Annotated in this window: 23 protein-coding genes; 17 read left to right on the top strand and 6 right to left on the bottom strand. The window is 56.1% G+C overall.

The genetic code is table 11. The features are described 5' to 3' along the window. The first annotated feature begins 659 nt into the window (after positions 1 to 659). From FJ695_RS01585 to FJ695_RS01515, 15 genes are all read left to right on the top strand, one after another. Complete coding sequence (locus FJ695_RS01585; RefSeq protein WP_141183802.1) at positions 660 to 1,358, top strand: response regulator transcription factor; 699 nt, start codon at positions 660 to 662, stop codon at positions 1,356 to 1,358. Positions 1,359 to 1,387: 29 nt separating this feature from the next. Then, complete coding sequence (locus FJ695_RS01580; RefSeq protein ID WP_141183801.1) at positions 1,388 to 3,211, top strand: sensor histidine kinase; 1,824 nt, start codon at positions 1,388 to 1,390, stop codon at positions 3,209 to 3,211. Continuing rightward, complete coding sequence (locus FJ695_RS01575; protein WP_141183800.1) at positions 3,208 to 3,675, top strand: HPr kinase/phosphorylase; 468 nt, start codon at positions 3,208 to 3,210, stop codon at positions 3,673 to 3,675. The genes FJ695_RS01580 and FJ695_RS01575 overlap by 4 nt, the downstream gene beginning before the upstream one ends. A 119-nt stretch (positions 3,676 to 3,794) precedes the next feature. Next, a complete protein-coding gene (locus FJ695_RS01570) occupies positions 3,795 to 4,199 on the top strand; it encodes a PTS sugar transporter subunit IIA (RefSeq protein WP_141183799.1) in 405 nt (134 codons plus the stop codon). 22 nt (positions 4,200 to 4,221) lie between these two features. Then, positions 4,222 to 4,491: an HPr family phosphocarrier protein gene (locus FJ695_RS01565; RefSeq protein WP_141183798.1), complete on the top strand. Its 270-nt coding sequence runs from the start codon at positions 4,222 to 4,224 to the stop codon at positions 4,489 to 4,491. Positions 4,492 to 4,552: 61 nt separating this feature from the next. Then, positions 4,553 to 5,851 (top strand): cyclopropane-fatty-acyl-phospholipid synthase family protein, encoded by a 1,299-nt coding sequence (locus FJ695_RS01560; protein WP_247653776.1) that lies wholly within the window; start codon positions 4,553 to 4,555, stop codon positions 5,849 to 5,851. Positions 5,852 to 6,222: 371 nt separating this feature from the next. After that, on the top strand, positions 6,223 to 7,611 hold the full coding sequence (ahcY, locus tag FJ695_RS01555; protein ID WP_141183797.1) for an adenosylhomocysteinase: 1,389 nt from the start codon (positions 6,223 to 6,225) through the stop codon (positions 7,609 to 7,611). A 246-nt stretch (positions 7,612 to 7,857) separates the two neighbouring features. Then, complete coding sequence (locus FJ695_RS01550) at positions 7,858 to 10,368, top strand: PAS domain-containing sensor histidine kinase (RefSeq protein WP_209010876.1); 2,511 nt, start codon at positions 7,858 to 7,860, stop codon at positions 10,366 to 10,368. A 12-nt stretch (positions 10,369 to 10,380) separates the two neighbouring features. After that, positions 10,381 to 11,904 carry a tRNA (adenosine(37)-N6)-threonylcarbamoyltransferase complex ATPase subunit type 1 TsaE gene (gene tsaE, locus FJ695_RS01545; RefSeq protein WP_141183796.1) on the top strand — a complete coding sequence of 508 codons (1,524 nt, stop codon included), beginning with the start codon at positions 10,381 to 10,383 and terminating at the stop codon, positions 11,902 to 11,904. Between the two features lie 46 nt (positions 11,905 to 11,950). Further along, positions 11,951 to 12,685, top strand: coding sequence for a nucleotidyltransferase family protein (locus tag FJ695_RS01540; RefSeq protein WP_141183795.1), 735 nt, complete (start codon positions 11,951 to 11,953; stop codon positions 12,683 to 12,685). 2 nt (positions 12,686 to 12,687) lie between these two features. After that, entirely contained in the window at positions 12,688 to 15,828 is a 3,141-nt protein-coding gene (gene addB / locus FJ695_RS01535; protein WP_141183794.1) for a double-strand break repair protein AddB, read from the top strand. Further along, on the top strand, positions 15,825 to 19,340 hold the full coding sequence (gene addA, locus FJ695_RS01530) for a double-strand break repair helicase AddA (RefSeq protein WP_209010875.1): 3,516 nt from the start codon (positions 15,825 to 15,827) through the stop codon (positions 19,338 to 19,340). Before addB ends, addA begins: the two co-directional genes overlap by 4 nt. An 85-nt stretch (positions 19,341 to 19,425) precedes the next feature. Next, entirely contained in the window at positions 19,426 to 19,746 is a 321-nt protein-coding gene (gene trxA, locus FJ695_RS01525; protein ID WP_008194002.1) for a thioredoxin, read from the top strand. Positions 19,747 to 19,897: 151 nt separating this feature from the next. Then, positions 19,898 to 20,533, top strand: coding sequence for a nucleotide exchange factor GrpE (grpE, locus tag FJ695_RS01520; RefSeq protein ID WP_141183792.1), 636 nt, complete (start codon positions 19,898 to 19,900; stop codon positions 20,531 to 20,533). 78 nt (positions 20,534 to 20,611) lie between these two features. Further along, the gene (locus FJ695_RS01515; protein ID WP_141183791.1) at positions 20,612 to 21,223 is read left to right on the top strand and encodes a trimeric intracellular cation channel family protein; all 612 of its coding nucleotides are present in this window, start codon (positions 20,612 to 20,614) and stop codon (positions 21,221 to 21,223) included. 7 nt (positions 21,224 to 21,230) lie between these two features. Here FJ695_RS01515 and FJ695_RS01510 read toward each other — a convergent pair whose 3' ends face one another. Continuing rightward, a complete protein-coding gene (locus FJ695_RS01510; protein ID WP_141183790.1) occupies positions 21,231 to 22,118 on the bottom strand; it encodes a LysR family transcriptional regulator in 888 nt (295 codons plus the stop codon). 100 nt (positions 22,119 to 22,218) lie between these two features. Here FJ695_RS01510 and FJ695_RS01505 point away from each other — a divergent pair, with 100 nt between their 5' ends. Together FJ695_RS01505 and FJ695_RS01500 are read left to right on the top strand one after the other, a co-directional pair. Next, positions 22,219 to 22,815, top strand: a complete 597-nt coding sequence (locus tag FJ695_RS01505) for a short chain dehydrogenase (RefSeq protein WP_141183789.1) — start codon at positions 22,219 to 22,221, stop codon at positions 22,813 to 22,815. A 217-nt stretch (positions 22,816 to 23,032) separates the two neighbouring features. Beyond that, a complete protein-coding gene (locus FJ695_RS01500; RefSeq protein WP_247653774.1) occupies positions 23,033 to 23,371 on the top strand; it encodes a VOC family protein in 339 nt (112 codons plus the stop codon). A gap of 286 nt (positions 23,372 to 23,657) precedes the next feature. Here the strand turns inward: FJ695_RS01500 and FJ695_RS01495 are convergent, their stop codons facing one another. From FJ695_RS01495 to FJ695_RS01475, 5 genes are all read right to left on the bottom strand, one after another. Beyond that, a complete protein-coding gene (locus tag FJ695_RS01495; RefSeq protein ID WP_141183788.1) occupies positions 23,658 to 24,566 on the bottom strand; it encodes an ornithine cyclodeaminase in 909 nt (302 codons plus the stop codon). A gap of 16 nt (positions 24,567 to 24,582) precedes the next feature. Then, positions 24,583 to 24,948, bottom strand: coding sequence for a lipopolysaccharide assembly protein LapA domain-containing protein (locus tag FJ695_RS01490; protein WP_141183787.1), 366 nt, complete (start codon positions 24,946 to 24,948; stop codon positions 24,583 to 24,585). A gap of 64 nt (positions 24,949 to 25,012) precedes the next feature. Then, complete coding sequence (locus FJ695_RS01485) at positions 25,013 to 25,312, bottom strand: integration host factor subunit beta (RefSeq protein WP_008191762.1); 300 nt, start codon at positions 25,310 to 25,312, stop codon at positions 25,013 to 25,015. A gap of 16 nt (positions 25,313 to 25,328) precedes the next feature. Further along, positions 25,329 to 26,315: a signal peptide peptidase SppA gene (gene sppA / locus FJ695_RS01480; protein ID WP_141183786.1), complete on the bottom strand. Its 987-nt coding sequence runs from the start codon at positions 26,313 to 26,315 to the stop codon at positions 25,329 to 25,331. Positions 26,316 to 26,442: 127 nt separating this feature from the next. Beyond that, entirely contained in the window at positions 26,443 to 26,871 is a 429-nt protein-coding gene (locus FJ695_RS01475) for a peptidylprolyl isomerase (protein WP_141183785.1), read from the bottom strand. Positions 26,872 to 26,947: the final 76 nt, after the last annotated feature.

Below are 26,947 nucleotides of genomic sequence, written 5' to 3'. Positions count from 1 at the left end.
ATGGGAGCTATTCAGTCGCCACCGGGCGAGTGTTAACAAATACTGAACCCGGTCGTGAGGGGTGCGAACCTAGTGGATGCGCAGTTGTGCAGCAAGACAGCCAAAGGGCTATGTGTTTGTTTAATCGATTAAAAAAAGGGAATAAATGACAGTTAATTAATTTGGTCGGCAAACTAAAAAACGAAACTTTCGAATTCTTCGATTTGCTTGTTGAGGTGAAAGTATTTGCGTTTATATCGCGCCGTTGCCGGGCCGCAAGCAGTCAGCAATTGGCTAGAAAGCCACGTGACCGGAAGCTGAATGCCAGAGTAAGTGAGAACCACCAATCGGCGACTGTCGACGGCCCCAGAGGAATGCTCCAAGAGACAGATCCTGCATGCGTCCTATATTGAAATGTGTCAACTGGCTTGAAAGCCAATTTGGTTGGGTCAGTCTTTCGAAAGGGGCCAGCTGGGCTTGAAACCAGGCCGCGGACCAGCCATCTCGACGAAGATCACGGCTCCGCGCGCAAGGCACCCAATTCCCAACAGAGGCATGCTTGCGCAGGGTAATCGCGATGTTTGCCTTAATTTTTGCGCATTTAGCAGGCCAAAGGCAATGTGTTACTGTTTTGCCGATGCGTGCCATCGGTGCGTTGCCGGAAATGGAAATAGACAAAAATGCCGACAATTGCCCTGGTTGATGACGACCGCAACATTTTGACCTCAGTTTCGATTGCGCTAGAGGCGGAAGGCTACCGGGTTCAGACCTATACGGATGGAACCTCCGCACTGGACGGACTGCAGAGCGATCCGCCGGAACTCGCGATCTTCGACATCAAGATGCCGCGCATGGATGGCATGGAGCTCCTACGCCGTTTGCGTCAGACGTCAGATATTCCGGTGATTTTCCTGACCTCCAAGGACGATGAAATCGACGAGCTGTTTGGCTTGAAAATGGGCGCCGATGACTTTATCCGCAAACCCTTCTCACAGCGTTTGCTGGTCGAGCGGGTCCGCGCGGTATTGCGGCGGGCACAGCCACGGGACGCCTCAGCGCCGCGGGACGATGCGGATAAGCTGCTCGAGCGTGGACAGCTTTTGATGGATCAGGAGCGGCACACGTGCACCTGGAACAACAAGCCGGTTACCCTGACGGTCACCGAATTCCTGATCTTGTCGGCCCTTGCTCAGCGGCCAGGCGTGGTCAAAAGCCGGAATGCCCTGATGGACGCGGCCTATGACGATCAGGTCTATGTCGATGACCGCACCATCGACAGCCACATCAAACGTCTGCGTAAGAAGTTCAAAGTGGTTGACGATGATTTCGACATGATCGAAACCCTTTATGGTGTCGGTTACCGGTTCAGAGAGGTCTGAGCCGGAAAAGCCCCTAAAGGCAGGCCTGAATGGCGGTTGAAAGCGAGCATCTTGACGTTGATCCGTCCTCTGAACCGGAAACCGGTTCGGAGCGCTCGCGCTTGCGCCGTCTTGGCAAAAAACGGGTTCGCCGTCGCATCCTTAGCCGGTTCGGCCAGATTTTTGGCACTTACGTTCTCTCTTCGCTGACCCGGCGGATCATCGCCATCAACTTGGTTGGCCTGATCGCTCTGGTGATCGGGATCTTGTACCTCAATCAGTTCCGGGCCGGTCTGATCGATGCACGGGTACAAAGCCTTTTGACCCAAGGCGAAATCATTGCAGGCGCAATTGCGGCCTCCGCGACGGTTGACACCGGGGCTATCACGGTAGATCCGGAGCGCTTGCTACAGCTGCAAGCCGGCGAAAGCATCACACCCACAACAGGCGATGATTTGGAAAGCCTCGACTTTCCGATCAATCCGGAGCGGGTCGGGCCAGTGTTGCGGCGCCTGATATCGCCAACCAAGACCCGCGCCCGGATTTACGACCCGGAAGGGATCCTCATTTTGGATTCGCGCCACCTTTATTCCGGCGCGCAAATTCTGCGATTTGATCTGCCGCCACCAAATGCGGAAGAAGACGGTTTCTGGGATACGCTTTGGCAGTGGACCAAACGGTGGTTCCGTCAGGGCGATCTGCCGCTTTATCAGGAGGTCGGTGCCGGGGACGGACGTGCCTATCCGGAAGTGGAGGCAGCCCTCGCCGGGTCACCGGCCAGTGTGACCCGGATCTCGCAACGTGGCGAACTGATCGTCTCGGTCGCGGTTCCGATCCAGCGGTTCCGGGCTGTTTTGGGCACACTTCTGCTTTCCACCCAAGGCGGCGATATTGATGCCATCGTGCGCGCAGAACGCATCGCGATTATTCGCGTCTTCATGTTTGCCGCGACCGTCACCATTTTGCTGTCGATCTTGTTGGCGGGCACTATTGCCGGTCCGGTCCGCCGCTTGGCCGCAGCCGCCGATCGGGTGCGCAAAGGGTCGACGACATCGCGCGAGGAAATTCCGGAGTTTTCCGACCGGCAGGATGAGATTGGTCATCTGGCGCGTTCGTTCCGCGAGATGACCAATGCGCTCTATGATAAGATCGATGCCATCGAGCGGTTCGCGGCCGATGTGGCACACGAACTCAAGAACCCATTGACTTCTTTGCGTAGTGCCGTTGAAACACTACCGCTTGCCCGCAATGAAGACTCTCGCAACCGGTTGATGGATGTCATCCAACATGACGTGCGGCGCCTCGACCGTTTGATCAGCGACATATCCGATGCGTCCCGACTGGATGCCGAATTGGCCCGGACTCAGTCAGAGACCATCAATATGGCAGAACTTCTGCGTAACATGGCCGATGCAGCCAATGAGCGAGCCGATGACGGCGCAGCGCGGGTCAAGCTGACCGTTGCTGATGCGCCAGGCGCGAAACCCTATGATGTTCAAGGTCATGATATCCGCCTGGGCCAAGTAATCAGCAATCTTCTCGACAATGCGCGGTCTTTCTCGCCTGAAAACGGGATTGTCCGCGTCGATCTCAGCCGTGGCAGCCACCAGATCAAGATTACGATTGATGATGACGGTCCGGGGATCCGGGCCGAAAATACCGAGCGGATTTTCGAGCGGTTTTACACCGACCGGCCGGACGGCGAAGGTTTCGGCAATAACTCCGGTCTCGGCCTGTCTATCTCCCGCCAGATCATAGATGCACACGGCGGGTCGATTTCGGCGACAAACCGGATTGAAGCAGATGAAGATGGCGACGATACGGTTGCCGGAGCGCGGTTTACCATTTTGTTGCCTGCAGGCCGCACTAAGTGAGCCGGTCCACGATCCATGCAAACTGTTTGGTCGTCGGAACAAAGGGTATTTTGATCCGGGGGGCATCCGGAAGCGGCAAGTCCAGTCTTTCTGAAACGCTCATCGAATCTGCTCAAGTGCGGGGCCAATTCGCTGCGCTCGTATCCGATGATCGGGTGCAATTGAGAGTGGAAACGGGACGGCTGATCGCCGAACCGCCATCCACCCTCCAAGGCCTGATGGAAACACGCGGGTTTGGCATTGTTCAGGTCCGTCATTTGCCAAAGGCACAAGTGCATTTGATCGTTGATCTTATTGACTTGGAGGAAATGGAACGGATCCCCGAGCTTGCTGTGGCAAATGTGATGTTGGAAGGTGCCCAACTTTCTGGCATCAAATGCCCCGCTGTAGCACCACAATCCGCACTTCGACTGATCCGCTGGGCGTTCAAACACCTTTTTCCAGGAAGTCCTGACTATTTTTAGGGCGCACTGCTTCTTTTTTACTTGCAACTGGCGAACCGGTTGTCGAGAGTGCAGCAGACTGATAAACGCCCGGCTCTAAAATGAGCCAAGCGGACCTCGATAATCGGGTTTTTATACATATGATCGGACTAGTCCTTGTCACTCACGGACGTCTCGCAGAGGAATTCAAGGCTGCCCTTGAACATGTCGTTGGACCGCAGGAGCAGGTGGAAACAATCTCCATTGGCCCAGACGATGACATGGAACAGCGCCGGCAGGACATTCTGGCCGCTGTAGATGCGGCAAATTCCGGCAAAGGGGTGGTCCTTCTGACCGATATGTTTGGTGGGACCCCTTCCAATTTGGCGATTTCCGTTATGGACAGCAAATCCGTGGAGGTTGTGGCCGGGGTCAATCTGCCGATGCTGATCAAACTTGCCAGTGTCCGGGCTGACCGCGACCTGGCGCAGGCCGTTGACGAGGCGCGTCAGGCCGGACAAAAATATATTTCCGTCGCAAGCCAGGTGCTGTCGGGACAGAACTAAGAAGAACAGGACGCAAAAAAGCGTGTTGGAAAAAGACCTGACGATTGTGAACCGGCGCGGACTGCATGCCCGGGCATCTGCGAAACTGGTGAAGCTGGTTGAAACTTTTGACGCCGATGTCGAAGTTTCCAGAGACGGTCAAACCGTGGGCGGAACGTCGATTATGGGACTGATGATGCTTGCGGCGAGCACGGGCAGCAGCATCCGGGTTCGCATTAGCGGTGAACAAGCAGAACCGGCGCTGGAGGCGATCACCGATCTGGTTGAAAGCGGGTTCGGCGAAGAAGACTAGCCGCCTCTTTATGATCAGACCGCAACCTCCCTTCGGCCCGGATATTAAAGGGGGGGTACTGTTGGACGCGGTTGTGAATCGGGATTTGCAGGTCACCAAGGATCTATTGGCCCACCTTCATGGCGCGTTAGACGCCGACTTTTCCTTTGAACTTCCTGATGGTTCGCTTGTTCCGGAAACTGAAAACGTGGGCGGGCTCCGCCTTTATCTGTCGCATACCGCGATCCCGTCTCTGTTGCGGCGCCCAGGCCTCAAAACGCTTCTAGAGCTCTATGCCCGCGGCGAGATAGAGCCGCGCGGGGGCTCTTTATTTGAGTTTGCCGATAAGCGGCCGTCGGTGAAGACCAAAGCACTGTTAAAGAAACTGAACAAACGCCTAGTGCTGGGGTTGGCGGCGAAGCTGTTTTTTGCTGCGCGGGGAAAAGACAAGAGGACGACAAACTTTGATGGCGGCGGAGCGGCACAACGTTCTGGCAGCGGACAGACGGATATTGCCTTTCACTATAATGTCTCCAACGATTTCTACCGGCTCTTTCTGGATCCGGAGATGCTCTACACCTGCGCGTACTTTCGGGATTGGAGCAACGATCTGGCTACGGCTCAGAAAAACAAACTGGAGATGATTTGCCGAAAGTTGCGGCTTCAGCCGGGCGACCGGATGCTGGATATCGGCTGCGGCTGGGGTGCCCTAATTTGTTATGCCGCTGAAAACTATGGCGTGACAGCTGTTGGGGTTACCTTATCCGAAGAACAAGCTGTGCTGGCACGGGAGCGGATAAAAGCAAAAGGCCTGGAAGACAAGGTTTCTGTCGAGTTGAAGGACTTCCGCGCCATGGAAGGGGAGTTCGATAAGATCTCTTCCATCGGTATGTTCGAGCACGTCGGTATTGACCACCACGACGAGTATTATGAAGCCGTTTGCCGGCTGTTGCGTCCACGGGGGATTTATCTGCATCACGCCATCACTCGGCGCGGCAAGAAGGATCTCAAAACTTTCCGCCGCAAGCGGGCGGAATATAAAGCGCTTGTCCGGTATATCTTCCCAGGCGGCGAGGTTGACCACATCGGTTGGACATTGACCAATCTGGAAGCGCATGGCTTTGAGGTGCACGACGTCGAGGGCTGGCGGGAGCACTATGCCCGCACCACCCGGCTCTGGGCGAACAATCTAATGAATGCCAAAGACGAGGCTATCGCCGAAGTTGGAGAAGAGAAATACCGGCTCTGGCTCGCGTATCTCACGGGCGTTTCGCTGGGCTTTGAGCGTGGCACAATCAACATCTTCCAGACCGTCGCAACTAAACGGACCAAAGGCCCGTCCAACATGCCGCCGAGTCGCGAAGATCTTTACAAAGCATGATAGAAGCGCGGCGACTTTTGAAAAGGCTGCCGCATGATCTGGCGACCCGGAGATTTTTACAATCAGCCATCTTATGTAGGGGGCGGGGTTGGTGCGATCGCCTTGGGACACGCTCAGCGTTGGCCAATGATGGAATCCCATCTAATACCGGCATCCTAACGATGACTTAATCATATAAAGAAGTCTTTATATCTTTATTGCATGGTACAGCCTGGAAGGGTATAACCCCGGCAACGGATTATGGATTTGCCATCAATCCGGCCGGTTGCCGCGCGCGATCAATAAATTGGCTCCGGCCAATCGAAAAGCAGACGGCGGTTTCATAGAGCCGGCCCAGCAACAGCGGCCGGGATCAACAGCAGGAACATTTCATGGCTGATTATATCGTCAAAGACATAGGGCTCGCAGACTGGGGCCGGACCGAAATTGAAATCGCGGAACACGAAATGCCGGGCCTGATGGCATGCCGGGAAGAGTTTGGCGAGAGCAAACCGCTCAAAGGCGCCCGTATTGCCGGCTCCTTGCACATGACCATTCAGACTGCTGTTCTGATTGAAACACTTGTCGCGCTCGGCGCGGAAGTTCGCTGGGCATCGTGCAACATCTATTCCACGCAGGATCAGGCAGCTGCCGCGATTGCTGCATCTGGTGTTCCGGTCTTTGCCATTAAGGGTGAGACGCTGGAAGAGTACTGGGATTACGCCGACAAGATCTTCGATTTTGAAGATGGCGCGAACATGATTCTCGACGATGGCGGCGATGCGACCCTTTACATCCTTATGGGCGCGCGCGTTGAAGCCGGTGAAACATCTCTGATCGAAAACCCGGGTTCTGAAGAAGAAGAAGCTCTTTTCGCTCAGATCAAGAAACGTGCAGCGGCCAACCCAGGCTGGTTCACCAAGCAACGCGATATGCTTCAGGGCGTCACTGAAGAGACCACCACCGGTGTTCTGCGTCTTTATGAAATGCAGAAAAACGGCAAGCTGCCGTTCCCGGCGATCAACGTCAACGACAGTGTCACCAAGTCCAAGTTCGACAACCGGTATGGCTGCCGCGAATCTCTCGTCGACGGCATTCGCCGCGGTACAGACGTTATGATGTCTGGCAAGGTCGCCGTTGTCTGTGGTTACGGCGATGTGGGCAAAGGCTCCGCACAGTCTCTGGCTGGCGCAGGTGCTCGTGTGATTGTCACCGAAATCGACCCTATCTGTGCACTGCAGGCTTCCATGGATGGCTTTGAAGTCAAAACCATGGAACAGGCGCTGCCGGAAGGCGATATCTATGTCACCGCGACCGGCAACAAGGACATCATCACCTTCGACCACATGCGCGGCATGAAGGACATGGCGATCGTCTGTAACATCGGTCACTTCGACAATGAGATCCAGGTTGCTGCTCTGAAGAACACCAAACTGCGCCCGGTCAAAGATCAGGTCGACATGTATGAGTTCCCGGATGGTAAGCGTATGATCCTGCTGTCTCAGGGCCGCCTGGTAAACCTTGGCAACGCAACCGGTCACCCGAGCTTTGTGATGTCGGCCAGCTTCACCAACCAGGTCTTGGCGCAGATCGAACTCTTCACCAAGGGCGATCAGTATAAAAACGAAGTCTATGTGCTTCCGAAGCACCTGGATGAGAAGGTTGCCCGGCTGCATCTGGCCAAGCTCGGTGTCACGTTAACCGAATTAACTGACGGGCAAGCCGATTATCTGGGGATTAACAAGGCCGGCCCGTTCAAGGCTGAACACTACAAATACTGATTCACACGACCCTCACCACTACATGTAGTGAGCGCTGTGATTCGGCTCTGTGAACAAAAAAATGCAGGACCCTTCAAATTAAAGGGTCCTGTTAACTTTTCAGCAAGGGACTCTTCTGCGCGATTCTCAAAAAGGTTATTGTTTAACGAATCAGAGGCCAGAAGGCGGATGTCTTTGATTTGCTCTCAATAACCGGGAGCTGCAGCCCGCAAAATGCGGGTGAAGGCGGCGTAAGGGGATCATGGAATGCCGGAAGGCAGCAGAAACGGCGTGCGAGGCCGCGCGGCGTGGCAGGATTGGAGTCTGAAGACGGTCAAACTCGGCGGCATGTCGGGTGCGGCGCTGTCCCTGTCAGCAGGGTCTGCGGCCGCTGATCTGTTGTCTGGCACAATGGCTGCGATCAACCCCGACAACATGGTTCTGTTTGGCGCTCTTGGCGGCATGTGCGCTTTTGCCGTGACCGCTGCGATCGCCCTTGTTCATCACCGCCGTCAATCTGGACAGCTAACCGATTCCCTTGAAAAGGAAAAGCGGGATCTGAAGTTCCGTGTCGACCGTCTGGAAGCCATGCTCAACACCGATGAGCAGCGGGTCATCGTCTGGACCGGCAATGGAGCCATGCCGCAGATTTGGGGCATCTTGCCGGAAAAATCCGGCGTGCCGCGGCCTCCGGCACAGCTTTTGGCCTTCGGCAGCTGGCTTTCGGCTAAATGCGCCGGCGATCTTGAACGGTATCTGGATCTGTTGTTCCGCACCGGAGAAACATTCACCACCACTTTAAAAACCCGGACGGGCAGTTATGTCGAAGCGCTTGGGCGCACGACCGGTGGTGCTGTGGTGCTGCGCCTGCGCGATTTGACCGGCGAACGTCAGATGCAGGCCGAACTTCAGGCCCGCAACGCCAAGATTTCGGGCGAACTTCACATGCTGCATGCGCTGCTAGACGCCATGCCCGCGCCTGCCTGGCAGCGGGATGCGGAAGGCAATGTCATCTGGGCCAATGATGCTTATGCTGAAGCGGTTGAAATGCCAGATGCAGAAGCAGCAGTGAAAGAAGGCGCTACATTCCTCGATGCGGCCGCCCGTACGGCAATGGCCGTTCAGCGCAATGAAGACGGCTGTTTCAGCGCCCGGATTCCAATTGTCGCTTCCGGTCAGCGCCGGGTGTTTGAAATCACCGATGTCAACGCGAATGTCGGTGGGGCCGGCATTGCCGTGGACATCAGCGAATTGGAACAGGCGCAAAAGGAACTGGGCCGCGCAGAAGAGTTCCATGGCCGGACTCTGGATCAGCTCGCAGCAGCCGTGGCGATTTACAGCGGCGACAAGAAACTTCAGTTCTACAACGCTGCATTCCGGCAAATGTGGGATCTGGATCCGGCCTTCCTGGAAAGCCGCCCGGAGGACGGCGTTGTTCTCGATACCCTACGCGCAGGGCGGAAAATTCCAGAACAGGCAGACTACCGCGGCTGGCGTAACAAGATGCTGGAGAGCTACCAGTCCCTGGAAGCCAAGGAAAACTGGTGGCACCTGCCAGATGGCCGCACGGTGCGCGTAATCGCCAATCCGCATCCGCAGGGCGGCGTCACGTACATTTACGAGAATGTCACCGAGCAGCTCGATCTGGAAAGCCGCTACAACGCACTGTCTCGGGTCCAGGGGGAAACGCTCGACAACTTGTCAGAAGCCGTTGCTGTGTTCGGCTCTGATGGCAAGCTGCGGCTCTGGAACCCTGCGTTCGGCCGGATCTGGAACTTGGATGAAGAGCGGCTTGCAACACTGCCGCATGTCAATGAAGTGGTCACGTCCTGCGCCTTGAACGAGACCGAGCAGCAGGCTTGGGAACAGCTGGCTGGAAGTGTCACTGGATTGGTTGACAACCGCACTCAGAATGTCAGCCGTCTGGAGCGTCATAACGGTGAAGTGCTCGACTATGCTACGGTGCCTCTGCCGGATGGTGGCACGCTGGTCACCTTTGTTGATGTCACTGACAGCGTGAATGTAGAGCGGGCACTTCTTGAAAAGAACGATGCACTTCAACAGGCCGACCAGATCAAGAACGCGTTCATTCAGCACGTTTCATACGAGCTGCGGTCGCCGCTGACCAATATCATCGGTTTTGCTCAATTGCTTGCCGATCCGAAGTTTGGCGATTTGAGCGAAAAACAGGGCGAATACGCGGACTACATCCAGTCGTCCTCCTCTGCACTTCTTGCCATTATCAATGATATCCTTGACCTGGCCACGCTGGACGCCGGCATCATGGAATTGGATCTTGGCGAAGTTGATGTCGCCTCCACGGTTGAAGCGGCGGTCGAAGGCCTTAAAGACAGAATTGCTGAAGCCCGGATCAACCTTAGAACTCAAGTTCCAGATGACATTGGCAATATGGTCGCCGATGAAAAACGGTTGCGCCAGGTGCTGTTCAATTTGATTTCCAACGCCGTGCGCTATTCTGAGCCCGATGGTGTTGTCGACATCAGCTGCGACCGGGATGATGACAAGGTAACCTTTGTGGTCAAGGATCACGGCCTTGGTATTCCTGCGGAAATCCTGACACAAGTGTTCAACCGTTTTGTCGGTCATGACACGGGCGCACGCCGTCAGGGCGCCGGACTTGGCCTTGCAATCGTGAAGAGCTTTGTCGAGTTGCACGGTGGGACGGTTGATATTGACAGTGCCGAAGGTCAAGGCACGACCGTCACTTGTGTCTTCCCCGCGCATCCGGAACTGGCAGACCAGGCCGCGGCCGAATAGGGCCCGGACACCATGGCGTCCCATCAGCTCCGCGAACCTTCCAACTCCTTCCTCACTCTCACACTTTCCTCTGAAGCCGAAACGCGCCAGCTGGCAGAAGACATCGCATTGATCCTGAAGCCGGGTGATGTGCTGTGCCTGTCCGGTGATCTCGGCGCTGGTAAATCCACTTTCAGTCGCGCGTTGATCCGCAATGTTGCCGCTGATTACGATCTGGAAGTGCCCAGCCCGACCTTTACACTCGTTCAGCCGTACGACCTTGCCCGGCTCAATCTTTCCCATTTTGACCTCTACCGGCTCGAAGAGCCAGAAGAGCTGGAAGAGCTCGGGCTTGAAGAGCTGCTAGAGGACGGTGCAGCTCTGATCGAATGGCCGGAAAAAGCAGAAGAGCTGCTCCCTGATTCGGCGTTGTGGCTGCAATTCCAGCATGGTGACGATGAAGATACCCGCCAGGCTGTATTCTTTTCGGAAGACCCAGTGTGGCAGGAGCGGTTGGAAGCAACCCTTGAAATTCGCGCCTTTCTGGATGAAACGCTCGAGGTTACCTTTGAGCGTCATCACTTGGCAGGCGATGCGTCTTTGCGCACGTTCGAGAGGATCGATAAGGGTGGTGAATCTTTGGTGCTGATGCGCTGGCCATTCTCTGATGCCATGCTGCCGGAGCCTGTCAGGGCTTATATGGACAAAGTGCATTTGGCCAAGGATTGCCGCTCTGTTGCGGCTGTCGGGCAGGAGCTGCGAAAGGCCGGAATTCATGCCCCGGCGATCAAATCAGCAGATTTTCAGAATGGATTGGTGCTGTCGGAATATCTGGGCAGCGAGACCATTGTTATTGATGGCAAGCCGGTCCCGGAGCGGTATTTCGCGGCTGTTGATGTTCTGGCAGCTATGCACGCGCATGATTTTCCAGAAACTGTGCAGCTTGATACCGGTGACACCTATCAAGTACCGCTCTATTCCATCGACGCACTGATCGCCGAGGCGTCGCTGTTTCTGGACTGGTATGTCCCGGAAATGACCGGTGAACCGGCAAGTGAGCACAGCAAGGCCGAATTCGAAATCCTATGGCGTCAAGCGCTGGACGCTTGCTCAACGGCGCAAACTGGCTGGGTTTTGCGGGATTTTCATTCGCCAAATCTGTTGTGGCAAGAGCAGGCGGACGGCACGGACCGGATCGGGATCATCGATTTTCAGGATACGGTCATTGGTCCGGTGGCCTATGATGTGGCATCGCTTCTTTTGGATGCACGCACAGATATAGATGCCAGTTTGGAAAACGCGTTGTATGATGCTTATGTCAAGGCGCGGACTGAGCAATCAGACAGCTTTGACAGTCAAGCGTTTTCAAATGCTTATTCAATCATGGCCGCGCAACGGATAACCAAGATACTGGGAATTTTTGTGCGGCTGGCCCGGCGCGATGGCAAATCGGCGTACCTTGGTCATCTGCCCCGAATGGAGGCATATCTGGACCGGGTATTGGCGTCGCCAGTGTTGTCGGATCTAAAAAAATGGTATCAGCAGTATCGGGCTTGACGGCAATTTTCGTGCCAGAGAGCTCCTGCCACAACTGAGAAAAACGATGACACAAACGCGGTTTCGTCCCACCAATGCCATGATTCTTGCCGCCGGTCTCGGCAAGCGCATGCGGCCGTTGACGGCGACGACGCCCAAACCGTTGATTGAGGTGAATGGTCAGGCGCTGATTGATCACGGCATGGACCGGCTATCCGCTGCGGGCGTGAAGAACTGCGTTGTGAATGTGCATTATCTGGCCGATCTCGTTGAGGTGCATGTGCGCCAGCGGCAGGACATGGACATCACGATCTCCGATGAGCGCGACCTGCTTCTGGAAACCGGCGGCGGCATTAAAAACGCACTGCCACTTCTCGGCCCTGATCCGTTCTTTCAGCTGAACTCCGATACCTGTTACTGGGTAGAGGGAGTCAAGCCAAACCTGGAGCATATGGTCGAAGCCTGGGACGACAGCCGCATGGACGCCCTGCTTCTGGTTGCCGAAACAGTTAAGGCGGTCGCCTACAACGGCCGTGGTGACTTTGACATGGCACGGGACGGTGCTTTAACCCGCCGTCCGGAAAAGGGCGTGACTCCTTTCGCCTATGCAGGTGCCGCCATCTTGCATCCGCGCCTTTTTGAAAATGCGCCGGACGGGCCGTTTTCCATGAATGTCCTCTTTGACAAGGCGATCGAGGCGGGCCGCCTGTTTGGTGTTCAGATGGAGGGGGTCTGGCTCCACATCGGCACGCCGGAAGCGATCCGGGCGGCTGAATACGCGGTGCGCGAGAGTGCCGCCTAAAAATGCCGGATCAGCCTCGTCTTTTCACGATCCCGCCGTCCGTTTCCTTTCTTGAAACCCTTGTCGACAGTCTCGTTGAGGGACATCTGGTGCCTGGGTTCAGGCCACTGGACGATCCGTTGCTGCTGTCATCGGCAACGCTCTATCTGCCGACCCGCCGCGCTGCCCGTCTGCTTCCCGATCTGTTTCAGAAGAAGTTTGGCGGCAAGCCGGTTCTTTTGCCTGTTATCCGGCCGGTCGGTGACGCCGACGAAGACGCGCAATCTCTGAGCGCTGCCCCTGACTTGGAACCCTTGCCCCAGGCTATGCCGTTGATCGACCGGCATCTGGCCATGACCCGGCTGGTGATGGCCTGGAAGGGCGCCTTGCGCCGGGAGGCATTAAGTCTGCGCTCTGATGAGCCGTTGGGTTTGCCAGCTTCGACGGCCGATGCCGCTTGGCTGGCGGGCGATCTGCTGACCCTAATGGACGAGGTTGAAACGGAAGAGGCCGAATGGAGCGAATTGGCAGGCCTGGTGCCAGACGACCATGCCCGCTATTGGCAGATCACTTTAGATTTTCTGAAGATTGTCCAGGAAGCCTGGCCAGCGCATTTGGCCGAGCTCGGCAAGATGGACCCAAAAGCCCGTCGGTCGGCCCTGATCCGCCGGGAAGCACAGCGCCTTGCCGCCAATCCTCCGAAAGGCCCGGTGATTGTCGCCGGTGTCACCGGTTCGGTGCCGGCAACCTCAGAACTTCTGAAGGCCGTGGCCGGACTGGACCAAGGCGTGATTGTTCTACCCGGTTTGGATCTTGATCTAGACGACTTGTCCTGGCAGGCGCTTGGCCAGCGGCCGCTGCCGGGCCGCGCATCCTTCGTAGCTGGTAAAAATCATCCGCCACTATCCGCGCATCCGCAATATTCCTTGAAGCAGCTTCTGGAACGGCTCGGTGTCACAAGGGATGCAGTCAATCCGCTAGGTCAATCAGATCCGATCTTGGCACAACGGCAAAAACTGGTGTCCGAGGCGCTGCGTCCGGCAGACACGTCCGATGGCTGGACCGCGTACCTTGCCAATACACCGGTCGAGATTCGGGAAACGGCACTTGTAAATGTTGCGCTGATGACGGCCCGCAACGAGGCGGACGAAGCCTTGAGCCTTGCCATCGCTTTGCGCGAAGCCATTGAGCTTGGAGAAATGGCGGCGCTAATTTCACCTGACAGGATGTTGACCCGCCGCGTTGCAGCCGAACTTGCACGCTGGAATATCGTCGCCGATGACAGTGCCGGCCGTCCACTTGACCAGACGGCACCGGCGATCCTGGCCATATTGGCTGCCAAACTGGCGCTCAACGGCTGTGAACCGATTGACTTGCTGGCGCTTCTGAAACATCCACTGGCGCGGCTTGGTCTGCCGGTGAAGGACATCCGTTCCGCTGCCCGTGCACTAGAACGTGGTGTCATCCGTGGGGAGCGGCCAAGACCGGGCACGGATGGTTTGATTCATGCGGTTGAGGTTTGCCGTGCAGCTGCTGAAGATGCTCATACGCCGCGCTGGAAGAAAATTCACGAAGGCGACTGGGACGTCATTGTAGATCTGGTAGACCGGCTGAAGCAGGCACTTGCCCCGCTTGAAGACCTGGCTGGCACAAAGGAACCGGTGCAGGTCGAGGTTCTTGTTCAGGCGCATGTCGATGTGATGCAGGCGATCTCTGCCGATGAAACCGGGTCGGCAGATGAACTTTATGCCGCGGAAGCGGGAGAGGCGTTAGCCAGTTTTTGGGCGGGACTTTTGGAAGCTGAGGCCAGTGGTCTAGCTGTGCCGCCGCGTGAGTGGCCTGCTGTCCTGTCTGCGCTGATGTCCGGTGAAGCTGTACGCCGCCGGCTGCCCGGAGATCCGCGCGTGCAGATCCTCGGGCCGATGGAAGCACGGCTGCAGTCTTTTGACTTTGTCATTCTCGGTAGCCTCAACGAGGGCACTTGGCCACAGCGCACCCGCAACGATCCCTGGCTGAACCGGCCGATGAAGCGCGATATGGGGCTGGAACCGCCTGAACGCCGGCTTGGAGCTGCCGCGCATGACTTTGCCCAAGGGATGGGCGCCAAGCGTGTTCTGTTATCGCGGGCGGCACGGGCCGATGGGGCGCCTACGGTTGCCTCTCGCTGGTTGCAACGGCTGACGACACTGGCAGGCCCGGAAACAACATCTGACATGGAAGGGCGGGGCAACCGGTACACAAAACTTGCGGCCCTTTTGGACCGGCAAGCAGGCGAGGTCCGCCCGGCAGTACGGCCTTCGCCCAAACCGCCGTTGGCCGCCCGACCAAAGTCGCTCTCTATTACGGAAATCGAACGCCTGGTGCGCGATCCCTACGCCATATTTGCCCGCCATTCGCTTGAACTTCAGCCGGTCGACCCGGTTGGAGGTGAGCCGGGCGCGGCCGACAAGGGCAATCTTATTCACGATGCGCTGGCCGAGTTCTTGTCCACTTGGACAGGGCCGTTTGACGATACGGCGGTGCAGGCCCTCTTGGAAATTGGCGAAGAACTGTTTGAGCCCCTAGATGCTTTTCCTGTAATTAGGGCTCTATGGTGGCCGCGTTTCCAGCGGATTGCAGCCGGGTTCGTGGCCTATGAGGCAAACAGGGCGCCACAGATCGACAAGCGCTTTCTGGAAATCGGTGGAGGGGTCGAATTGAAGCTTCCGGGGCTTGATTTCCGTCTGCGCGGGCGGGCTGACCGGATTGATCTGATGACCTCCGGGTCGTTGGCCGTGATTGATTACAAGACCGGGCAAGTGCCGTCGCAGAAACAGGTAGATGCGCTCCTGTCGCCGCAGTTACCCCTGGAAGCTGCCATGATCCAGCGCGGAGGTTTCAAGGATGTTCCTGCTGGAGAGCCTATCGGGGAACTTCTTTACCTCCAGCTCAAAGGTGGAACAGAACCGGTTCTGGAAGTTGGCCGGAACCCGAAGGACACTGCACTGGAAGAATTGATAGAGGATGCCTGGCAGCGGCTGGAACAGTTGATCGCCCACTATGCCAAGGAAGAAACTGGGTATCTCTCCCGCGCCCGGGTGATGCAGGGCCGGCAAATGGACGGGCCCTATGATCACTTGGCACGTGCCCAGGAATGGGCGCTTGGCGGGGAGGATCCGGCATGAGCGGATTTCAGATCCCGGATTTGACGCGCCAGCGGCAAGACCTCGCCTCCCGCCCGCGCGCCTCGGCCTGGGTGAGCGCAAATGCGGGTTCCGGCAAAACCTTCGTTCTGTCGCGCCGGGTGGTGCGGCTGCTGCTGGACGGCACAGATCCCTCGCGCATTTTGGCGCTGACCTTCACCAAGGCAGCCGCCGCTGAAATGGCGACCCGTGTCTTCAAGATCCTCGGCACCTGGGTGACCATGGACGACGCGGATCTTGCCAAGGAGCTGTTCGAGATCGAGGGACGGCAGCCGGACGCAGCCCGGATCGTAATGGCCCGGCGCCTGTTTGCCCGGGCACTCGAAACACCGGGCGGCCTCAAAATCCAGACCATCCATGGTTTTTGTGAAGCGCTGCTGCATCAGTTTCCGCTGGAGGCCAATGTCGCCGGCCACTTCAATGTGCTCGATGACCGCATTGCTGCCGAGTTGATGGCCGAAGCGCGTGCGAGTGTCTTGTATAAGGCCGAAATGGAGCCGGAAAGCCTCTTCGGTGCAGCGCTTGCCTCTGTCATTGATCTGATGAGTGATGGCGGGGCGCAGAAGGCACTTGATGAACTGATTCAGAATCGGGATGCGTTTCGCCGCTGGACGGTGGATGCCGGCGGTCTGGAACCTGCTCTTGCCGAGCTCGCGGAGGACCTCGACGTTGATCCCAAACTTCAGATCTCTGAATTCGATCATCGCTTCCGCTCCGAATGCCCAATCGATCTGAACATCTGCTTGAGTTACGCCGAAGCACTGAACACCGGCACCAAGACCGATCAGGGCAGGGCGGATGCGCTGGTGGCCGCAAACCGGCAAACTGATCCGGATGTTTTCCGGGAGGCCTGGCTACCGGTGTTCCTGACCGGAAAATTAGAGCCGCGCAAATCGCTGGCGACCAAGAAAGTGGCTGAAGCCTTCCCCGAGATGGTTGAGGCGTTGATTGCCGAACAGGGCCGTCTGCTGGATCTTCTGGACGGCCGCCGCAAGGTGCTGACTTATGAAGGAACGGCTTCGCTTCTAAGGCTCGCCGACGCCGTCATCACCTATTACGAGCGGGCCAAGACGGCCAAGGGTTATCTCGATTTTGAAGACCTGGTGGTCAAAACAGCAACACTGCTGGCCAAGTCCGATGCCGCACAATGGGTGCAGTATAAACTTGATCAGGGGCTCGACCATATCCTTGTTGATGAGGCGCAGGATACCAGCCCGCGCCAATGGGAAGTGGTCAACGCGCTGGCCTCCGAGTTCTTCGTCGGCGACAGCGGACGGGAGAAAGTGCGCACTCTCTTTGCCGTCGGCGACGAAAAACAGTCGATCTATTCATTCCAGGGCGCGGTTCCGGCCTATTTCGATGCCATGCGGCGGGCGTTTTCCGGTCAGGCAGAACGGGCGGAACAGGAATTCCATTCGGTCAACCTGCAGCTTTCTTTTCGCTCCACGCCGGATGTTCTTGGTGCGGTTGATGAGGTCTTCAAAGACGAGAACGCCTATCAAGGGCTGTCTCAGGAGGGTGTGGCGCCGGTGCACGAGGCCATCCGCCGGGATCCGGGCATTGTCGACATTTGGCCACTGGAAGCTGAAGCCGAGATAACCGAGCCGGACGATTGGCGGTTACCGGTGGATCATGTCGGCTCCGGCAGTCCGATGTTGAAGGTTGCCAAGCGGATCGCGTCAACCATCGCCGGATGGATGCGCGACGGAACGGCTGATCCAGGTGATGTGATGATCCTCGTGCGCAAGCGCGGGCCTTTTGTGGAAGCGCTGAACCGGGAGCTGAAAAACCTCAGCATTCCGGCGGCTGGCTCGGATCGTCTCATCCTGACCGATCACATCGCCGTTCAGGATCTTGCCGCACTCGGCCGCTTTTTGTTGCTGCCGGAGGACGATCTGTCCCTTGCCGCGGTCCTAAAAAGCCCGTTGTTCGATCTGGACGATACGGATCTTTTGGAAGTTGCCCGCGAAACGGATGAGACAATCCGGCCGGGCACACTGTGGCAGATGCTGGTCAAACGGTCAGAGACGTCACCGAAGTGGCAAACCGTGCGCAGTCAGCTGGAAGACTGGCGCGCCCGGGCCGACTTTGTGCCGCCTTATGAGTTTTATGCCCGGCTACTGGGCGCTGATGGCGGACGGCAGGCATTTCGGCGCAGACTTGGCGTCGAGGTCGACGACGTGCTGGATGAATTTCTTGCGCTGACCATTGCCTACGAACAAGCTGGGACACCGGGACTGGAAGCGTTCCTTGCCTGGATGGCAGCGGCGCCAACAGAAATCAAACGCGAGCTGACCAACACCAAGGGCATGGTCCGGATCATGACCGTGCATGGGTCAAAAGGCCTGGAGGCGCGGATTGTTATATTGGTGGACCCCGGGGCCGCGCCGGTCAGCGCGATCCACGATCCAGCGTTTTTGCCACGTCCCCGACTTGAAAATGATCTGCTGCCGCCAGCCCTTGTCTGGCTGCCGCCAAGAACTGGGCGGATCGCCTGGCACGATGAGGCGGTCGATACGCTCCGGCAGGGACAGGAAGAAGAATACCGGCGCCTCCTTTATGTCGCACTGACACGGGCCGAAGACCGGTTGGTTGTCTGCGGCTGGGAGCCGAAACGTGGGGCGCATGAAAGCTGCTGGTATTCTCTTGTTTCCAGTGCCTTGAAACCGCAAGCCCGTGAGTTGACGAATGCAGCGGGCGAAGTCGCCGGATGGCGTTGGCAAAAGGATCCTGACAGCCCCGGTGCGCCCCAAGGGCGCGGAGCACACGGCACTGAAAACAATGACGTTTCAGACGTGGTTCTGGACTTGCCGGATTGGGCGCATCAGCCGGTCAAACCTGTGCCAAAGAAGACCCGCCTCCAGCCCTCACGGGCCTTTGAGGCGATGGAAGACAAAGAAGGTGTTGAACCTGTAACGGCACTTGCTCGGCTTTCTGCCGGGCGCCAGCCAGACTCCTGGCCGCTGGAGCGTGGCCGTTTGGTGCACCGTCTCCTGGAGCTGTTGCCTAATCTGCCGGATGGTGAGCGCATGACAGCCGCCAGAAAGTTCTTGGATCAGTCCCTCAAACCAGAATTTATCTCGTTCAAGGAACCGTTGCTGACGGAGCTGAAGGAGGTACTGGAAAATCCGGCGTTCGTTTCTGTGTTTTCACAGAACGCGCGGTCAGAAGTGTCATTGACGGGAACGATTCGCGCGCATGACGGCACCGAAGTCGAAGTTTGGGGCCAAATCGACCGGCTGATTGTGGATGAAAACGAAGTTGTGATTGTGGATTACAAGACCAACCTCCGTCCGCCGGAGAATGCAGCTGAAATCCCATTGGAGTACCGCGCGCAGCTTAGTGTTTACAGGCAGTTGCTGAAACAGATTTATCCAGAAAAGCGCATCTGCGCGTATTTGCTTTGGACCTCCGCACCGAGCTTGATGGAGATTCCGGAAAATCTGCTTGAGGAAACATTCGCAGGTTTGTCACCTGATGGTCGATCCGCTTGACGCAGGCGCTCCGGCTACCTACGTTCCTCCCAACTGGCATACCTTTATTGGGTATGTGTGAAGCAACCAACCACGAGATGTTGTAATGGCTACCACCCAAGTCACCGATGCTTCCTTCGAAGCTGATGTTCTGAACTCCGATGAGCCTGTTGTTGTCGACTTCTGGGCTGAGTGGTGCGGTCCATGTAAAATGATCGCCCCGGCTCTGGAAGAAATCTCCGAAGAGATGAACGGCCAGGTGAAAATCACCAAGCTGAATATCGATGAGAACCAGGACATGGCCATGAAATATGGCGTTCGCTCTATCCCTATGCTGATCCTCTTTAAAGGTGGTGAGCCGATGGCAACTCAGGTGGGCGCAGCGCCGAAAGGCAAGCTCTCTGATTGGATCAAAAGCGCCCTTTAAGGCCGAAGACGCGATTGCCGCTGAGCGCAGTAGGCGAAGAAAATGCGGAACCGGCGGATTTGCGTGATGCGATCCGCCGGTTCCTCTTTGAATTCGCTCCGCTCGCACGTATAAGCATCCGCAAGAAGTGTCTCAGTCAGACGGAACACCCATGAGCGACGAAAACAAATCCCCGGAAGACCAGCCGGAAGTACAGACTGCGGAACCGGAAGGCGCCAATGGCGCTGGTGCGGCTCCAGAAGAAAATGCGGTTGATCCGGTAGAGGCCCTGATGGCCGAAAACGCAGACCTGAAGGACCGGGCGCTGCGCACTATGGCGGAAATGGAAAACCTGCGCCGCCGGACAGAAAAAGAAGTCAAAGATGCTCGCCAATATGCTGTCTCCAGCTTTGCGCGGGACATGCTGACGGTTTCCGACAATCTCCGCCGGGCTCTGGAAGCCCTTCCGGAAGACGATCGAAAAAACGCCGATGCGGGGATTGCCGCATTGATTGATGGCGTGGAGATGATTGAACGCGATCTCTTGAAACAGCTTGAGAAGAACGGCGTCAGCAAGCTGGACCCGGAAGGCAGCAAGTTCGACCCGAACTTCCATCAGGCCATGTTTGAAGTGCCCAACACTGAGGTTCCGAACAACACAGTTGTTCAGGTCGTACAAGCTGGCTACGTCATTGGCGAGCGGGTTCTGCGTCCGGCCATGGTCGGCGTCTCCAAGGGCGGCCCGAAAGAAGCTCCAAAACCCGATGCTCCGGCAGATGCGGGCCAGACGGTCGACAAGAGCGCTTAATTGCTTCTTGTACTGGATTGAATTGAGCCGCCCTTCCGGAAATGAGGGGCGGTTCTTTGTTTGGAAAAGGCTCTATCCATGTTGCTGCAGCTGCTGGACTACCTCGGTGTTGCTGTTTTTGCAGTCACCGGCGGAATTATGGCATCCCGCAAGCAGCTGGATATTATTGCTTTTTTGTTTTTTGCAACACTGACCGGGATTGGCGGGGGCACCCTTCGTGATTTGCTTCTGGGCGTGCCAGTCTTTTGGGTGGTCAACGAAACATACCTCGTTGTCTGTCTGATCGTCAGCGTGCTGGTCTGGTTCTTCGCCAACAAGATCGAAAAACTCAGCAAACCACTGCGCTGGGCAGATGCAGTCGGGATTTCGGCCTATTCCGTGATGGGTGCGGCCAAGGCGATCAGCGTGGGGGATGCGGTGCTGGTTGCCGTCTTAATGGGCGTGGCGACAGCAACATTTGGCGGCGTGTTGCGGGATACCATCGCCGGAGAGCCGTCTTCGATCGTCAAATCGGAGATCTATGTCAGCGCAGCGTTTGCTGGCGCCGGGAGTTATGTCCTTTTGACGGTAGTCGGTGTTGTGCCCTGGGCGGCCGCAGTTCTCGCCGGAGGCATAGCCTTTGTTCTAAGGGGCGGTGCGATCCATTTTGGCTGGACTTTGCCCGGTTATGGGCAGAGCAAAGCTCAATAATTCCGCTTCAGTCGTTGTCATTTTGTTGAAGGCTGGCGGCCTGAACATCAAAGAAGTTCCAGATGTGCTGACCGACCGGCCCCAAAGACTGATTGGCGCGTTTTGACAGGCATATTGGCAGTACAACCTCGCCAAGCGTGGGCAGAACCACTAGGCGGTCACTGTTGATCTCCTCTTCAACCATATGCCGGGGAACCCGCCCCCACCCTAATCCGGAACAAATGAGATCTTTTTTTGCGCTTAGGTCTGTGACGTACCACTTCTGCGCTTCGTCGAGCAGTCCGGCATCAGGGGATTTGTCGTCTGAGGATTTGACGACCACTTGAGGGTGACGGATCAGATCAGTGCGGGTGATGGCATCGGGCTGCTCGTTGATCAATTCCCGCGAAATCAACAACGGCACGTCGATCGTATCGATTGGTTTGTAATCAAGCGACGCATTGCGGACCGGTGCCGCAAACACGGCAACATCCACCTTTTCAGCCAGCAGCATGCGCTCGCCTGAGGCGACTTCAAATTCCAGATGAATGCTTGTTGCCGGGAAATTGGAACGCAGCGATTTCAGCAGGCCTGTGAGCTGTTTGGTTGGGAAAATGCTGCTAACACCGAGCGCCAATTCAGTTTCAGTTTCTCCCTTCAACTCTTCTACAAATGCATCAAAGGCCTGTGCTTGCCCCAAAAGGATGCGAATGCGGGAGAGAAGAATTCGGCCTTCCGGGGTCAACTCGGGGCGGTATTTGGAGCGGTCGAAGATCTGGATCTGATAAAAGTCCTCTACTTGCTTGACCGAATAGGAAACCGCAGAACGCGCCTTGTTCAGCTTTTCACTGGCCAACTGGAAACTGCCTGTTTCGCAAATGGTGTCGATGACATCGAGATGATCGAGGTTCGGCATGGTCTAAAAATATGACCGTATTGATCAAAAAGCTATGCTTTTTCCTGACCGAAATGAAGGATACGTCAGTTCAACACACTGATTTTGATAGGAGTTGAACATGAAAACTGTAGTTATTGGTGGTACCGGCTTGGTTGGCACCGAAATTGTTAAATTGCTGGGCCAGGATCATGACGTCATTGCCGTTGGCAGAACCAGTGGCGATCTACAAGTTGATATCGAAAGCAAAGACTCGATCAAAGCGCTGTTTGAGAAAGTGGGACCAGTCGACGCCATTGTTGTCGCGGCGGGTGACGGCGTAATGGGGCGTTTTGATGATGAAAGCGATCATGCCTACGACCTGGCGCTAAAAAGCAAGGTCATGGGCCAGGTAAACGTGGTCCGGGTTGGGCACAAATATCTGAAAACCGGCGGCTCGATTACCTTGACCTCGGGTTCGGTTGCCAAAAATCCGATGCCCAACACGGCTGCTATTGCAGCTGGGGTCGGGGCTATTGATGCCTTTGTTGCAACGGTTGCTCTCGAGTTGGAGGAAGAAAAGCGGATAAACGCGATCAGCTTGTCTCTTGTCAAAGAATCGGCTGAGAAGTTTGGAATGGACAGCAGCGGTTGCGTTCCAGCGTCCGATGTGTCCAAGCACTACCAGGACTGCATTACCGGATCTTTCAGCGGCCAGGTTCGGCCGGTGAAGAACTGATCCTTTCCCAGCAATTTCAACTTTTGTCCAACCCGGGGTTCAACGGGTTGGACGGGCTGCATGTGCCCGTCACGGGTTGTATTTACATACATTCGGACCGCATACTCTGAGCTTAATGAGTGCCTTTTTCTCATTAATTCAAACAGAAACTCCGGAAACAGCAAATGTGGAAGGGAATGTTATGTGGGAACACGGGTATTTTTGGTGGAATGAATTGATGACGAGGGACGTCGAAAAGGCCAAGGAATTCTACGGCAAGTCGCTCGGTTGGACATTTGCGGAGATGCCGATGGAAGGCGGCGGGACCTACTTAATCGCCAATCCAGGTGAAAAACCGGCGTGTGGACTTTTTGAAATGAATGGGCCGGATTATGAAGGCCTCCGGGATCATTGGTTTTCATATATTGCCGTCGACAACATTGATGACCGTCTTGCTCTGGCAAAGGAAAACGGCGGCGAAATTGTCCGTCCGCCGTTTGATGTCCCAGGTATTGGCCGGATCGCCTTGTTAAAGGATTCGAGCGGCGCTGCGCAGGGCTGGATGACACCGGCTTAGGAAAATAGTCTAGATTACGAAAAAGCCGGTTCCTTAGGAACCGGCTTTTAAAACACTTAAAAAACAAGCCCGTACGTCAAAGACACGAAAACAATCAAGCTGATTGCGATCGCTGGAAGGCTTGCTGAATAGGCAAGTGTCGTCAGCATGTCCTGCTCCTTTGCAAAACGACAAATTGCAGCAGCATCAGCCCAAATGCGCATGTGTAAGCACCTGGGCGGCGGTTTCATTAAAACGCTCCCGGGTACGACCTTAGGTGGGTAATCGGCTCTTCGAAGTCCAGATGTCAGCTTTTCAAGAAAACGTGTGCAGCAAGCGCGAAGTCCGCGAGACCGGTCTCATAGCCTGGAACATAGAGCGTTCTTTGACCGTAATAACGGCGTCCCGCCCGCTCACCCATTGCAAGCTCGGTTAACCCCGCGGTCCATTCGCAGCCATCACGGGGAGCACTCCCCAGATGGGTCGTAAACAGCCGGGCATCCTGCCAAATCATCTCGGGCAGAGGGGGATCAGCGAAAAGGGTGTCGATATGACAGCCCGCTGGTGGATCAAATCTCGAAAGGTCCGCCCATGCGTTGGTTCCTGCATTTTTTCCCGCAAGGCAAACGATGTCCGCTCCTTCAAGAGCGCTGCCGATATCGTCTGTTGTGCGGGCCGTGATCTGCGCAAGGTCCGGCATGCCAGCAATCCGCCGGCGAATTTCTTTGTCTGTCCCGGCAAACAGCACCGACGTGATGTTGCGGACGGCAGAATAGGCGGCCAGAAGCCGGGGCAAGCGGGGATCGCTTCCAACAATCAAAAGGCGCTGTGCATCCTCGCGTGACAGATAGGCGACCGCAAGCGCGTGCAGACCGGCATCGCGCCAAGCGGCGAGCCGGACGCCATCCAGCAGCGCAATCGGCTGACCGCCTTTGCCGGAAAATAGAATATAGAGATTTGACGAGCCGCCTTCTTGTTCGGGAAGGGCAAGCGACAGGGAACAGCCGATATAACCTCGGTCCGTGTGTCCTTGGCCGGCAAAATCGGACCAAACCGGCTGCACGAGAAACTGCCCCGTCAAGTCTTGCGGCCGGGAAATGTTTAAATTTATGGGATCTGGGGCCTTTACCGGTGATCGAAAGGCCTGCCGCAGGATTTCGACCGCATCCCGGTCGGTCAGGCTGGTATCTATGTCTCCGCTGGAAATAATCCGCATAAAGCCGCGACCCTGATCACGCGGCGTTGCGGTTGCCCGGTCCAGGTAGTCCCTTGGCTGACGATGCGGATTGTCCGGCTGTATTCATTTCCCGGAGCTGATCTGCTTCCTTGTGCCATTTGTCGGCTTCCCGGCGTTTGGACCGGGCTTCCTTGCGCCAGCGTCCCTGTTTGGCCCAGGCACCAATGCCACCGACAATGATACCGCAGCCAAGGCTCGCGAAGATGATCCAGAAAAGTGGAATATCGGGGACTGTCAGACGCGGGTCCTGCGGGTCGAACGGATTGAGCGACAGCGACACCGTATGCCGGTTCGCGACCGACAATGGTACGAGGACAACCGCGATGGCAAGCAAGATCAAGTTCTTGATAAAGCGGGTCACGGCAGTCTCCCAGGAGTTATCTGCAAAAATGCAAAGTCAGTTGATCGGACAGACCTTATGGGAATCAATCATCCCCGTGGTCAACACCATCGTTCAACCGTATACGCATTTCCTTACCCGTTTTAAAGAACGGGACATGTTTTTCGTCCACTTCCACTTTTTGTCCAGTGCGTGGATTGCGGCCGATCCGGGCTGGGCGGTTCTTGACCGAAAAGGCTCCAAAGCCTCGGAGTTCGACCCGGTCCCCGCGCATCAGCGCTTCAGTGATCTCATCAAGAATTGCATTGACGATATTTTCGACATCCCGCTGATAGAGATGTGGATTTTGTTCGGCAATATGCTGAACAAGCTCTGATTTGATCATGAAGAGCCCCCTCGACTTACGGTTTGTTATCTGCCGCTACCGGAGCCTGCCAAACCGACACGAGCCCGTCAAGCATAAGACCTCGAGAAATCAGCCCTTTAGCATCATTTAGTGGTTCTACTATAGCCGTACCGAGCCCTTTTCCGACTTCTCGGGAGATACGGGCAGCGAATGGCAGTTCCTCAATGCTCTCTTTTGAGGTCCACGTCACAATGGGCAGGTCCTTGGCAACGCCTTTCTCGGTTTCCAGCCATTCCACGGCTTTTTCTTCACCGCCAATCGCATCCACCAGCTTCTCCTGAAGCGCCCGATTTCCCAAAAGTACGCGCCCATCTGCGAGCTCGCGGGCCTTGTTTGGCGCCAGATTCCGGCGGTCTGCAAGGATTTCGACGAACCAGTTATAAGAGTCCGTCACCATCGCCTGCAGCATGGCCCGGGCTTCTGGCGTGGTTGGTGAATAAAAATCGGGCTCAGCCTTTAGCGGAGCACTTTTGACGGCCTCCATAGAGACACCAACAGTGTCGAGCAGCCTTTCGATGTTGCCGAATTGGAAGAGTACCCCAATCGAACCGGTGATCGTATTGTAGCGTGCGACAATATGATCCGCTGACATGGCGATCAGATAACCGGCGGATGTGCCGATTGTCCGCATCTCGGTGACCAAAGGTTTCTTTTCGGAAAGTTTGCGAAGGGCGCCGTAGATGGCTTCTCCACCGGTTGTGCTGCCGCCAGGGGAGTTGATTGATACGATCACACCCTTAACAGCATCGGATTTGCCGATCTTTTCGAGCATTTCCAGAGTTTTGCGATTCTCAAGGATCATGCCCTCAATTGGGATCCTTGCAATATGGGCCTTACGTTTTGATAGGTTGGATGCTCCGGCGATATAGGCAATCCCGCCAATGAGCGCCGCCGCGATCACGATAAACGTTGCAACCCGCCAAAAGGTGAGTTTCCGCCGCAACCGCCGGCGGTCAATCATTGCGTCAACATCCATCGCCATCGCGTATGAAACTCCAAGTTTGCCATCTGCCATTGATTAGGCTTGGCAATTGAAAATTGCAAATCCTGGTTTGGAATCTACAGATGGAATAGGGCGGTTTTAAAACCACGCCCCTTTACCAAAGAGATCAGTTGATGCCGGTGATCTGGATCTCGAAGGTGAGGTCTTTTCCGGCAAGCGGATGATTGGCGTCCAGAACAACATCTTCGTCGCTGAAAGACACCACAACCACACTCATCACCTGACCGTCGGCGGTCTGGCCTTGCAGCTGCATACCAACTTCCAACGGAACACTGTCAGGGATTTGAGCACGCGGAACGGTCTGCTGTGCATCCGGATCATGAGGTCCATAGGCGTCCTCAGCTGCAATCTTAACGGTTTTCTCGTCTCCGACCTTCATGCCCGGAATGGCGCGGTCGAGGCCGACGATAATCTGACCCGAGCCAACGGTAAATTCTAGAGGGTCCCGGCCTTCGGAACTGTCAAAGACAGACCCGTCATCCAGCGTGCCTTTGTAATGGAGACGTACCGTGTCACCCTGCTTGGCTTCGGTCATAACGTATTTCGCAATTCTGTCTGGAGGAGCGATGCGCGGCTGCAGAAATCTGCAGGCATTCAAATGTGTTAGAAGC

It is taken from the genome of Labrenzia sp. PHM005 (assembly GCF_006517275.1).
GTDB lineage: Bacteria > Pseudomonadota > Alphaproteobacteria > Rhizobiales > Stappiaceae > Roseibium.
This window is presented reverse-complemented; position numbering and strand designations above follow the sequence as displayed.

Coding starts and splice junctions, on each gene's coding strand:
- FJ695_RS01495 (WP_141183788.1), bottom strand. CDS start 24,566: ATGCGGATTATTTCCAGCGGAGACATAGATACCAGCCTGACCGACCGG.
- addB (WP_141183794.1), top strand. CDS start 12,688: ATGCCGGATCAGCCTCGTCTTTTCACGATCCCGCCGTCCGTTTCCTTT.
- trxA (WP_008194002.1), top strand. CDS start 19,426: ATGGCTACCACCCAAGTCACCGATGCTTCCTTCGAAGCTGATGTTCTG.
- FJ695_RS01540 (WP_141183795.1), top strand. CDS start 11,951: ATGACACAAACGCGGTTTCGTCCCACCAATGCCATGATTCTTGCCGCC.
- FJ695_RS01580 (WP_141183801.1), top strand. CDS start 1,388: ATGGCGGTTGAAAGCGAGCATCTTGACGTTGATCCGTCCTCTGAACCG.
- FJ695_RS01515 (WP_141183791.1), top strand. CDS start 20,612: ATGTTGCTGCAGCTGCTGGACTACCTCGGTGTTGCTGTTTTTGCAGTC.
- FJ695_RS01485 (WP_008191762.1), bottom strand. CDS start 25,312: ATGATCAAATCAGAGCTTGTTCAGCATATTGCCGAACAAAATCCACAT.
- FJ695_RS01585 (WP_141183802.1), top strand. CDS start 660: ATGCCGACAATTGCCCTGGTTGATGACGACCGCAACATTTTGACCTCA.
- ahcY (WP_141183797.1), top strand. CDS start 6,223: ATGGCTGATTATATCGTCAAAGACATAGGGCTCGCAGACTGGGGCCGG.
- addA (WP_209010875.1), top strand. CDS start 15,825: ATGAGCGGATTTCAGATCCCGGATTTGACGCGCCAGCGGCAAGACCTC.
- grpE (WP_141183792.1), top strand. CDS start 19,898: ATGAGCGACGAAAACAAATCCCCGGAAGACCAGCCGGAAGTACAGACT.
- FJ695_RS01500 (WP_247653774.1), top strand. CDS start 23,033: ATGACGAGGGACGTCGAAAAGGCCAAGGAATTCTACGGCAAGTCGCTC.
- tsaE (WP_141183796.1), top strand. CDS start 10,381: ATGGCGTCCCATCAGCTCCGCGAACCTTCCAACTCCTTCCTCACTCTC.
- FJ695_RS01570 (WP_141183799.1), top strand. CDS start 3,795: ATGATCGGACTAGTCCTTGTCACTCACGGACGTCTCGCAGAGGAATTC.
- FJ695_RS01475 (WP_141183785.1), bottom strand. CDS start 26,871: ATGACCGAAGCCAAGCAGGGTGACACGGTACGTCTCCATTACAAAGGC.
- FJ695_RS01510 (WP_141183790.1), bottom strand. CDS start 22,118: ATGCCGAACCTCGATCATCTCGATGTCATCGACACCATTTGCGAAACA.
- FJ695_RS01505 (WP_141183789.1), top strand. CDS start 22,219: ATGAAAACTGTAGTTATTGGTGGTACCGGCTTGGTTGGCACCGAAATT.
- sppA (WP_141183786.1), bottom strand. CDS start 26,315: ATGGCGATGGATGTTGACGCAATGATTGACCGCCGGCGGTTGCGGCGG.
- FJ695_RS01550 (WP_209010876.1), top strand. CDS start 7,858: ATGCCGGAAGGCAGCAGAAACGGCGTGCGAGGCCGCGCGGCGTGGCAG.